Origin of the sequence: Bacillus sp. 7884-1, assembly GCF_002272245.1 — a bacterium.
In the GTDB taxonomy this organism is placed as follows: Bacteria; Bacillota; Bacilli; order Bacillales; family Cytobacillaceae; genus Neobacillus.
Map to the genome: position 1 here is coordinate 34,460 of NZ_NPDD01000007.1, position 10,802 is coordinate 45,261.

A 10,802-nucleotide genomic window follows, 5' to 3' on the forward strand; every position below is an offset into this window, starting at 1 on the left:
TTTATTATTTGGATTCTGCCGCTTTTTTTTCTTTGAATTCTGCTTTGATTTGGGCTAATGTATCCTTGTCCGTAATCAGTTTTAACGCGGTTAGTGCGAGTGCTTTAGCACCCGTGATTAGAGCTTGGTCTCCTTTAGGGGAGGCTGCTGCTTCTCTAAATGGTACCGTATGCGGAATAAGGTCGCTTGCACCAATTTTAATATAGGGATGAATCGTAGGGACAACCTGGCTGATGTTCCCTGCATCTGTTGAGCCGATGCCTTTGTCACCAGAATCAACCACGGTTTCACCTAATTCTTCTACAACTTCCTTAAATACTGCATCATAACTGCTATTTAATAGAAGGTTATCGACTTCATTTTGGAAGGCAATGACGTTCAACTTTGCCCCTGTGGCTAATGCCGCACCTTCTGCAACAGCTTTTACTCGTTGTGTAACTTCGTTCAAACCAGCCCTTGTAGATGCACGGATGAAAAATCTAGCTTTTGCATATTCAGGGATAATGTTCGGTGCATCCCCGCCATGTGTGATGATTCCATGAATGCGCACATCGTCTTTAAGTTGCTGTCTTAACGCGTTGATTCCATTAAACAGCTGAATCACCGCATCTAATGCATTAATTCCTTCATGAGGGGAAGCGGCAGCATGTGCCGGCTTTCCGATAAACTCGAAGTCCAGCGGATCGACTGCTAGAGATGAACTGGTTAGACGTGTCTCACTATTCGGGTGGATCATAAGTGCGGCGTCAATCCCGTTCACTAGTCCATGCTTAACAAAGCTGCCTTTTGCGCTGCCGTTTGGACCGCCTTCTTCGGCAGGAGTACCGAAAACAACTGCTTCTCCGCCTGTTTCTGCTAAAATCTTGCTCACTGCAATCGCTGCAGCCACGCTAGTAATACCAATAATATTATGGCCGCATGCATGTCCCAAACCAGGAAGGGCGTCATATTCAGCTAGAAATGCAATAGAGGGACCTGGTTTATCTGATTTTTTACGAGCTACAAATGATGTTTCATGTCCTGCAACACCCTTTTCAACCTCAAATCCTTCTTTTAAAAGAATGTCTGTTAGCAGGGAAGATGCAAAAAATTCCTCGTTGCCGATTTCAGGGTTTTCATGAATTCTATGGCTGGTTGAAAGGTAAAGCTCGTTATTGTTTTCCACATTTTCAACAATGGTTTCTTTTAACGCTGCAAATAACTTAACTAGACTTGTCATCATTCTTCTCCTCCTTTTTTAAAGATCTACCAACCTATATTGCTAAGTGGTACGAATGTTGGAATCATGTTGCCCTTGTACTCTTTTTCAATAAATTTAGCTGTATCTTCAGATTGGTAAAGCTCTACTAATCTCTTGTATGTTTTGTTGTCTTTGTCTTTTGCTTGGACCGCAATAATATTCAGGTAAGGAGTAGCTGTTTCGCTTTCATGGAAAATCGCATCATCTAATGGGCTAAGACCTGCATCACCAGCAATTCCGTTATTGATTACAGAAGCGGCTACGTCTGGCAATGCTCTTGGTGTTTGCGCTGGTACAACTGGAACAAATTCAATGTTTTTAGGGTTAGCTTTGATTTGCGTAAGATCGCCATTTGGATCAAAATCTTCTGGTAATTCGATGAGCCCAGCTTCTTGAAGAAGTAATAAGGCACGGCCTTGATTGGATGCATCGTTCGGAAGCGCAATTTTTGCACCATCTGGAATGTCTTTAACATCTTTGTATTTCTCAGAGTAAATTCCCATTGGAGCAAGGACAGTAGTCGCGATTGGCACTAAGTCTAATTTGTGTTCTTTAATAAATACATCAAAATACGCGACAGTTTGGAATGCATTAACATCTATTTCGCCTTCTGCAAGAGCTGTGTTGGGAGCAACGTAATCGGAGAATGAAACGATTTCGATATTGATTCCCTCTTTTTCTGCTTTTTTCGCTACAAAATCCCAAATACGTGTATCGGTTCCGCTAACACCAAGCTTAACGGTAGTTGATTCTTTACCCTCGGATGTTTTTTCAGAACAGGCTGCACTAATGATCGCCAATGTAATAATAATGATGGATAGTAATAGTTTTTTCATGTTATTTTCCTCCTAGGTTATCTTCTTCTAATTTTTTTTGCTGCTATATTTCCTAATGACTGCAGGCCTTGAACCATTACAATCAGAATTGCTACTGTAATCATCATCGTGACTGTATCAAAACGCTGGTAACCATATGTAATGGCTAAATCTCCAATCCCGCCGCCGCCGACTGCGCCAGCCATTGCCGATGCTCCAACTAGACCGATGGTGGCAATCGTAAGAGCTAAAACAAGTGAACTTAGTGCTTCAGGAATAAGAAATTTGAAAATAATTTGTCCTGGGGTTGCGCCCATTGCCTCTGCTGCTTCAATTACACCTGGATCTACTTCTAGCAAAGAATTTTCTATCAATCTTGCAATATAGGGACCGGCATAGAATACCAGAGGGACAACTGCCGCGGCCGTACCAATCGATGTACCGACAATTAATCTTGTGACCGGAATCATGGCTACTAATAAAATAATGAACGGTACGGATCGGAAAATGTTAATGATCCCATTCAAGACGGTAAAGAACGGCAAATTCTGAAGCAGATGACCTTTCCGTGTTACGACTAACAATATTCCCAACGGCAGACCAAGGATGGTTGAGAACAAGAGCGAGAAGGCGACCATTTGGATGGTCTCGATTAAGGCAGAAATGATTTGCTCTGAATTAACTAGCATGTGCTACCACTTCCTTTATGCTGATATTCTTCTGGTTGATATACGTTAACGCGCGGATGACTTCTTTGTCAGATCCCTGGAACTCAACAATGAGGTTTCCAAAAGGAGTTCCTTGAAGCTCGGTAATATTGCCGAACAAGACATTAATATGAATATCAAACTGTTTAGCTAGTTGTGATAATAACGGCTGTCCCGCGGTGCTGCCAACAAAATTAATTCGGAAAATCCTCTGCATTCCATCATGCTTTTGAATGATTTCTTTAATAGAATCAGGCAGCTGGTCATTCATGACTGTGCTAACAAAATTTTTGGCTGTCTGTGTTTTTGGTGCTGAGAAGACGTCAAACACTGTTCCTTCTTCAATAATTTTTCCTGCTTCGATAACGGCCACCCGGTCACATATTTCTCTAATTACTGCCATCTCGTGCGTGATGATTAGAATTGTGATGTTGTATTCGTTATTGATTTTTTTCAACAGCTGTAAAATCGAGCTGGTTGTCTGTGGGTCGAGAGCAGAGGTTGCCTCGTCGCACAGTAGAATGGAAGGCTGTGTGGCCAATGCTCTGGCAATGCCAACACGCTGCTTTTGTCCGCCTGAAAGCTGGTCAGGATAATAGTCCGCTTTGTCGGCTAATCCGACAAATTCTAGTAGCTCTTGCACCCTTTTTTTGACCGCATCCTTAGGAACTTTGGCTAGCGTAAGGGGCATTGCCACGTTGGCAAATACCGTTTTTGAGTTTAATAGATTAAAGTGTTGAAAAACCATCCCAATATTTTTCTTAATCTCACGTACTTTTTTGACGGACATGGAAGTGAGGTCATGGCCATCGACGATTACACTGCCTGAGGTCGGACGCTCTAGTAAGTTTACACAGCGGATAAGCGAACTTTTCCCAGCACCGCTAAACCCAATCACTCCGAAAATCTCTCCCTTATTAATCTTCAAATCAATTCCGTTCAACGCGGCAACCTGCTGCCCGCCACTTTCATAAACCTTTTTAAGATTCTGAAATTCGATCATGTGTATCTCTCCTTTTTTACTAAATAAAAAACCCTCTTCTTGAGAATAAGAAGAGGGCATGCCGATGCAAAGCAATAGCAAAAAAACTCTTCTTATCTCCCAAGCCTGCTGCTTGCTGGATTTGGCACAGTCCCCATTGGGTTCCGCTGCCGAGGTGTCATAGGGCCAGTCCCTCAACCTCTCTGGATAAGAAATATTATTCAGTTAAAAATAAAAAACCTCTTCTTGTAAAAGAAGAGGGCGAATTGAAATAATCATAGGTCCTCTTCTTATCTATCAAGTCACACTTGCTGGATTTGGCACAGAATCAGAATTCCGCTGCCGAGGTGTCATAGGGCCAGTCCCTCAACCTCTCTTGATAAGAAGTATTTTTACTTTATTCATTTTTTGAACTTGTTAATTAATTTACTGTAGGAAAATTGAATTGTCAAATACTTTTATTAACATAATATTTAACAACAGGAATGTAAAACGCTTCCAATTCCTACTTATAGGCGTTTTGGAGAAAAAATAAATTTTTTTATCGCAGCCTCCATAAATAGAAAAAGAGAGCGGTAAACTCGCTCTCTTCTAGAATCTAAATTCATCTACCTTCTTTTAACTAAACAAAGTACCCCTTGGATGATTAATACAAAAGAGAATAAAAGGATAGCTAGAACACCAATAAGGATTACGAATGGACTCAGCGGTGCAAGAATTCCAGTTAACGGTACTCTTAATAAGGCAAAACCAGCAATAATACAGGCTAAATACAAAAATGGACTGTGGTTTAGTACACTCATCGGTATAGCTCACTCCTTTCTGGGGATTACTTAATCGTATTCACCAGAGAGGCAAGATATTTACTAGTATAATTAATCAGGACAAAGATACTATGAATTTGGAATATTATTCACAAAACTCATCCCCATTACTGTGAGTAAAGTGCCATCTTAAAGATGATGGGAACATTTGTGAGTAGTTGAGGACGAAGTTGGATAGGATAACATTTAATTCGTTGTATTGAAGGGGAACTATCATGTGGATCTTAGTGGTATTTATTTTCTTTATTTTCCTTGATGTTATCGCTCTTCTTGTCCCAAAAAGATTGAGCAGTATCGAACTTTATACAACCAATCTCTTTGCGTTAGTATTTGGAATCAATGTCGATATGGTCCTGAATTTTAAGTACCACTTATATGGATATTTTGGAAAAGGGTTTCAATGGCTAGGGTTTGTGGGAGAATTTCTATACTTTATTCCTGTTAGTATATTGTTTTTAAACTATTATCCTTTAAATGGAACCAATCAAAACAAATCTCTTTATATCCTAGCATGGTCATTAGTCTCGGTAATTATTGAGTATCTCATAGAAAAAACTCACTTCTTTAACTATACAGGATGGAAGCTATGGTACTCGGCTTGCCTATATCCATTAATTTTTCTAATTCTGGTTTCCCATTTAAGAATAGTTAAGAGATTAATAAGAAAATCTACGTGACCGACACAAATAAAAATGGAATCGGTCACATAGAAAATTTACCTCGTTTAAAATGCCTCTGCACTTTTCTTTACTGTCTTTTCCAGTGCAAGCTCCGGGTGTACTTTTCGAATGACTGCTGGTCTTACAAGAATCAAAACGACAGCCAGTAATAACCCCGATGACAGGATCAAAACCAAGTGGGCAGGGAAGACATCGTACAGAAATCCATAGATAATCATTCCTAAAGGCGATAATGCCATAGCAAAGGTCTCGACGATTGAAAATACACGGCCTTTAAATTCATCAGCGATTTGTTTTTGCATCATCACTTGTGTTGGTGTATTAAGGAAGACAATGCAAGCTCCTAAAACAAATTCAAGGAGGATAAAGTAGCCAAACATAAGGTTATATTGCATTGTAATTAGTAAAGGTAATGCTGTAATTCCCATGATTGCCCCCATGATGAGAATTCCCCTTTTCGCTACAAGCAGCGGAAATTTCACTTCTTTTCGGACCGAGAGATAGATGGACAGGATCAGCATGCCAACGGCAAAGGCACCTTCAGTAATACCAAAATGCTGAGATGCCATCTTTAATTTTTCTATCAGGATATAGGAATACCCAACTTGATAAGCATTGAAAAAGAAATTCACTAATAAGGCGATCCAGATAATAGTCATCAGCAACGGCTGTAATTTTAAATATGAAATCCCCGCCTTCATCCCTTGCCACATGGATTCCTTTTTACCCTCAACTGGTTCGGCCTTTTTGGAAAATAGGGTGAAATTCATGGTTGATTCCAGAACAATCGCAACACCAGAGGCTGCCATATACACAATGAGGAATATAGGCATGGAAATCACTCCATACAATAATCCTCCAACAGCAGGGGAGGCGATGGCTGCAAATGAAATCGACATCTGATTTAAGGACATCGCTTTTTGGATCCTTGCTTCGTCCACAAGCCCGGTGATCGAGGACGTAAACGCCACACCTGAAAACATGGATGTAAGGGACAGTATACAGGATGTGATGTAGATAGCGGTTAAGGATAATCCAGAGGTGAGACTGACAATTAATAATCCACCGATGGCAATGGTGGTTACAATCTGAGAGGTAATTGCAATGGCCTTCCGCGGATACTTATCGATGATATAGCCAGCGAATGGTGCTGCAATTGTACGAGGTAATACATTACAAATTAAGTTTAATGCAAAACTCTTTGCCGACCCCGTTGCTTGTAAAATGTAAAAACTTATCGCAAATGAGTATACTTGCGAACCAAAAGACGAAATCAGTTTGCTAATGGTAAATGTCCAGAGATGATAAGTCGCTTTTTTCAGCATCGACGTGCTATTCATACTATCTCCTCATTTCGAAAAAAAGTTTAATTTAATTAAACAAATCATAACATGAATTTTTTACCAAATCAAGTAAAAGTTTAATTTAATTAAACAAAATCAAAGCCTATTTTGTTTACATCTTTCCATTTGAGGAAATGTTTAATATAATTAAACTATCCAAAAGTAGGAGGTTGTTCAGTCGATGCTAGGAGACCGAATACGGAAAATAAGAAAGCAAAAAAAGCTGACACTTGAAGCGCTGGCAGGGGAAGGGCTTACGAAAGGGATGCTCAGTCTCATCGAGAACAATAAAGCGAAGCCGTCTATGGAAAGCCTCGTTTACATTGCTGAGGGACTAGGGGTTGAGGTAACGGATTTATTAGAAGAAATCAGTACACAGGAATTAAGAGAAACGCTTGAAAAGGCAGAAACGATCTATAATCAAAAAGGGGAAACCGCAACAGAGAAATATCAGCGACTAATAACTCTTATAGAACCTTTTATAAAAAATCTTACGCAAGGCTATGAATCGGCACGTTTGTTAGATCTCTATAGCCGAAGTCTTTATGAAGAAGAATTATTAGGCTGGGAGGAATTCTCAGGTCAAGCAGCGGCCTTGTATGACAAGATGAACTTAACAGCTAACCGTGCCCAAATCGCGATTTTTCGTACAATGGTGAAATTCGTTCAGCATGATTATCAAAGTGCTTTAGAAATCTTGGTAAAGGAACGTGCGAATATTGAATCCAATCATGTCTATATGGATCCAATGACTACTGTTGACCTTGACTATACTGAAGCGGTATTACACTTTGCTGTTGGAGATGATCGTGCTGCCACACTTACGATGGAAAAGGCGTTTGATTTTTCAAAAAAGCATAAAATTTTTTATCGCACGGATGATTTATACAGACTTGGAGCAGGACAGGCTACGATGAGAAACGACAAAGAAAAGCAAGAATTGTATTTACGAAAGCTAAAGCAATACGGTGATTTCGCAGATGATTTACTTTCCATCCTCATTCACGACTATATTGTTATTATGACTCTAAATACTGAAAAACATGATTATTCCAAGGCGTTGGAGATGATTGATCGTTATTTGGAAGACCCAAAGTTGAAGGATGTCGTCGGATCTTTATACGTAATTGAAAAAGCAAAGGCCCTTTATGGCCTCGGTGAATATACAGAAGCGATTCTTTATATTGAAAAAGTTGAGACACCGTCTACTACGCACCATCCGTTCGACTTATCACTCTTTTATGTTCGGTATGCATACAAAGCACTTTGCCATTGTGAACTTGGAGAAATGGAGGAGGCGCTCCAGGCTGCTCAACTGGCTGTTAAGAATTTCGAAACCCTTCCAAATACACCTTTCAAGGAATTTGCGATAGAAACGTACAATAAAATCAAAGGAAAATGAACAATAGAGGGCGCATGGTGACCGAAATCATAGGGAAATCGAAAAAGTGGTCACCATGAAGGGCTCATGGTGACCGAAATCATAGAAAAATTAGAAAAGTGGTAACCAATCCAATTATGAAAAGACAATTACCTAAATTCCACGTTCAACCCCTCGTTTAAACTCTGGTTTTAACCTTCGCTCCATCTTCCGCTCAGCCTCAGGTTCATTCCGCTTGTCTACGGTTTCAATCACTTTAAAGCTATTCTTGGTAATTTGATAGGATGGAACTTCACTTGCCTGTTTCACCTTTACCTTGCGTGCTTTTGGAAGTCTATATAACACTCCGACTTTTACCTGCTGAACTTCCTTCACTCCCTGGATAATCAGCTGCATCGCAAAGATCGCAAGCATGAAGGCAACAAGTATCCACAAGTACCAGAAGCGGCCAGAAGCGATAATGGTTCTTCCTAATTCACCAATTAACCCTGACCATTCATGGGTTATCGACATTGGCGGGTCTGCACCCATCGGATCAAAGTCAAGTTTTGTCCCGCCAAAGAAAAATTTAAATATCCCTAAATGAATAAAGATTAATAGTACTTGGATAAATTGAGTCCCAAGTAAAATCGTCAAACGGGGACCAATATGCGGGAAAATATGATGCCAGAACAGATGAAATCTGCTGCCGCCTAAAACGCGTGCACTGGCAATAAATTCATAATCAAGAACTCGCTTTATCTCCTTTCCTAATAAAACACTTGTTAACGGAACAACCAGGATGGTTAAGATGAACATTTCTAGTAAAATCCGTTGTGTAAAGGTGTAGGTAAATTCATAGCTAAAACCGGTAAACGCCGGCATTAAAATAGGTGCCAACAAGATGTACGCAACCAAACTTAAAGGTAGAAAATGAATCGAATCAATTAGCTTTCCAAGCCATTGCTGGGTACGTGGACCTAGGTGGAAAGCATAAATGACCCCAAACAAAAGCCCTCCAAGAACACGCAATAAGGCAATTAATAAGGCGAAAATCAACGTATACTTCGCGCCAATCACTAATTGATCAAACAGGCTATACCCTAATTTGTCTGAACCAAAGAAAAACGGCTTTGTAGGTGCATGCGGAGCCGCACCAAGTAGTGTTACACCATCTTCCGCGTAATAAAGTCTTACTTGGTCGACGTGGTTATCGGTGGTGACCGAATAAATGATACTGTAACTGATGGTTATTATGAAAAATAACGCTCCAAGCGCGAACTTCCAATTTTTCATATGCCTCCCAAAGGTAAACAGTACATTGATAAATGGACGGAATGGCGATATTTTTCTAAGGTTAATAGATTGAAGAGAAAAAAGGATGTTTTCAAAGAACCTCTTTGCCCCTCCCGCCATATTTCCCACCCACCATTTGTGCCGGTAGGAACTCCGTCTCGTTTCGAAAGAAAGCGTCTGATCTTCTTTAAGCCAAAAATCTACTAACTGGAATAGAAAGTAAAAGGGTGTAAAAATAAGACCCAGCGTAATAAAAATGGTTATCGGTTGGAAGTTATCAAGTAAGTAGAAGGTTAGTCCATGAACGTTAAATACCCGCTCAATAATAAATTGACTTGAAAGTGTTCCCCAAATAATAATCTTGATGTGATGAAACGAAAGGGGCATGATATTTTTTAAGATATGTCTGATTAAAATATTGAATTTGTTAATCCCTTTACTTTTTACAAAGGTAACATAAACCTTTAAAAACTCTTCCTCAATCATAAGGATTAAAATCTTGAACATGGAGACAAGCGGTAAGATGGCCAAGGTGACGATTGGGGCAAAATAAGCCTTTTCCTTAAAACTGGCCACCAGAAATAAATCCACACCAAACGTTTTAAAGATAACGATAGATAATACTTGTAATAACGTAGCGAGGATTAAGTCTGGAACAGACTCTAATACATCAAGCAGTCTTTTTACCGGGCTAAGAACTACTTTAGGTAAAAAGGCTGACCCTAAAGCGAGAAGAAGTGCGATGCTGAATCCTGCTAAAAGAGCTCCTAAGAGGATTTGCATGGAATAAATAAATGCCGGCCCTATAATATCCATCATTGGGGCACCGCCAGCTATGGATCGTTCGAATTTATAAATCCATGTTTCTGGTTTAAACAGATCCTTGCCAAAAGAGAATAATTGCTCAAAATAACCTGAAGCATCAGGATTTTCTCTAGTGGAAAAATATTGTGGAAAAACACTTAAACAAAAGATCGATAGTATTCCAAGTATATAGTATGTAATTGATCTAACAATCTTCAACTTCTCTCACCCCGTTTTCTCCTCTAAATTACTACATTCGCATAATAGTTGTAGTGTCACGTAAATAAAATTATATTCGAAATATTCCCCCTTTTCAACCAAATATATTTCCAACTATTTCAACCTTTGGGATTTGGACGGAAGTGGAGTTTAATTAGTTACATTAAAAGGTAAAAAATTTGTTTTTTAACGGGTATTAGAAAATGCCCTTGCCTGCAGGTAGCAGGCAAGGGCATTTTAGTTTGTATCTATTAAAAAAGTAATTGAATGACTAATTTTATCCAACCGAAAAACGCGATCCATAGCGGTACACTTAAAGAAGTGCCCCAAACTAGCCCATATGCGAAATTACCCTGCTTGTCCATGAAATCCACTCCCTAATAATAGTTGTAGATTACCTTCAACTGTTTTTTCGATTGTGTACATTCATTATATTTGAAACCGCTTACAACAACAATAGTATAAACTACTTAATTCATAGTGTTTAACTTGAAAATAGGCTATGTTAAACTGGGCTGTTGATTTGTGCTCC

General features: G+C 39.5%; 9 protein-coding genes and 2 riboswitches. Of the genes, 2 read left to right on the forward strand and 7 right to left on the reverse strand.

All coding sequences use genetic code 11. The annotated features are described in order from the left end of the window. Positions 1-4: 4 nt before the first annotated feature. From CHI06_RS00725 to CHI06_RS00745, 5 genes are all read right to left on the reverse strand, one after another. Complete coding sequence (locus CHI06_RS00725) at positions 5-1,219, reverse strand: M20 family metallopeptidase (RefSeq protein ID WP_095246510.1); 1,215 nt, start codon at positions 1,217-1,219, stop codon at positions 5-7. Between the two features lie 26 nt (positions 1,220-1,245). Next, positions 1,246-2,076 carry a MetQ/NlpA family ABC transporter substrate-binding protein gene (locus CHI06_RS00730; protein ID WP_095246500.1) on the reverse strand — a complete coding sequence of 277 codons (831 nt, stop codon included), beginning with the start codon at positions 2,074-2,076 and terminating at the stop codon, positions 1,246-1,248. Between the two features lie 17 nt (positions 2,077-2,093). Further along, the gene (locus tag CHI06_RS00735; protein WP_045518363.1) at positions 2,094-2,744 is read right to left on the reverse strand and encodes a methionine ABC transporter permease; all 651 of its coding nucleotides are present in this window, start codon (positions 2,742-2,744) and stop codon (positions 2,094-2,096) included. Next, complete coding sequence (locus CHI06_RS00740; RefSeq protein ID WP_095246501.1) at positions 2,734-3,765, reverse strand: methionine ABC transporter ATP-binding protein; 1,032 nt, start codon at positions 3,763-3,765, stop codon at positions 2,734-2,736. The genes CHI06_RS00735 and CHI06_RS00740 overlap by 11 nt, the downstream gene beginning before the upstream one ends. Positions 3,766-3,854: 89 nt before the next feature. Continuing rightward, positions 3,855-3,958, reverse strand: a riboswitch (SAM riboswitch). 73 nt (positions 3,959-4,031) lie between these two features. Continuing rightward, positions 4,032-4,130: riboswitch (SAM riboswitch) on the reverse strand. 222 nt (positions 4,131-4,352) lie between these two features. After that, on the reverse strand, positions 4,353-4,547 hold the full coding sequence (locus CHI06_RS00745) for a hypothetical protein (protein WP_095246502.1): 195 nt from the start codon (positions 4,545-4,547) through the stop codon (positions 4,353-4,355). Between the two features lie 236 nt (positions 4,548-4,783). Here CHI06_RS00745 and CHI06_RS00750 point away from each other — a divergent pair, with 236 nt between their 5' ends. After that, on the forward strand, positions 4,784-5,245 hold the full coding sequence (locus CHI06_RS00750) for a CBO0543 family protein (RefSeq protein WP_095246503.1): 462 nt from the start codon (positions 4,784-4,786) through the stop codon (positions 5,243-5,245). Positions 5,246-5,292: 47 nt separating this feature from the next. Here CHI06_RS00750 and CHI06_RS00755 read toward each other — a convergent pair whose 3' ends face one another. Beyond that, positions 5,293-6,588 carry an MFS transporter gene (locus tag CHI06_RS00755; protein ID WP_095246504.1) on the reverse strand — a complete coding sequence of 432 codons (1,296 nt, stop codon included), beginning with the start codon at positions 6,586-6,588 and terminating at the stop codon, positions 5,293-5,295. A gap of 184 nt (positions 6,589-6,772) precedes the next feature. Between CHI06_RS00755 and CHI06_RS00760 the strand changes: the two genes are divergently transcribed. Next, on the forward strand, positions 6,773-7,993 hold the full coding sequence (locus CHI06_RS00760) for a helix-turn-helix domain-containing protein (protein ID WP_095246505.1): 1,221 nt from the start codon (positions 6,773-6,775) through the stop codon (positions 7,991-7,993). A gap of 132 nt (positions 7,994-8,125) precedes the next feature. On the opposite strand, the gene CHI06_RS00765 is transcribed toward CHI06_RS00760, so the two are convergent. Next, positions 8,126-10,270 (reverse strand): ABC transporter permease subunit, encoded by a 2,145-nt coding sequence (locus tag CHI06_RS00765; RefSeq protein WP_095246506.1) that lies wholly within the window; start codon positions 10,268-10,270, stop codon positions 8,126-8,128. Between the last annotated feature and the right edge of the window lie 532 nt (positions 10,271-10,802).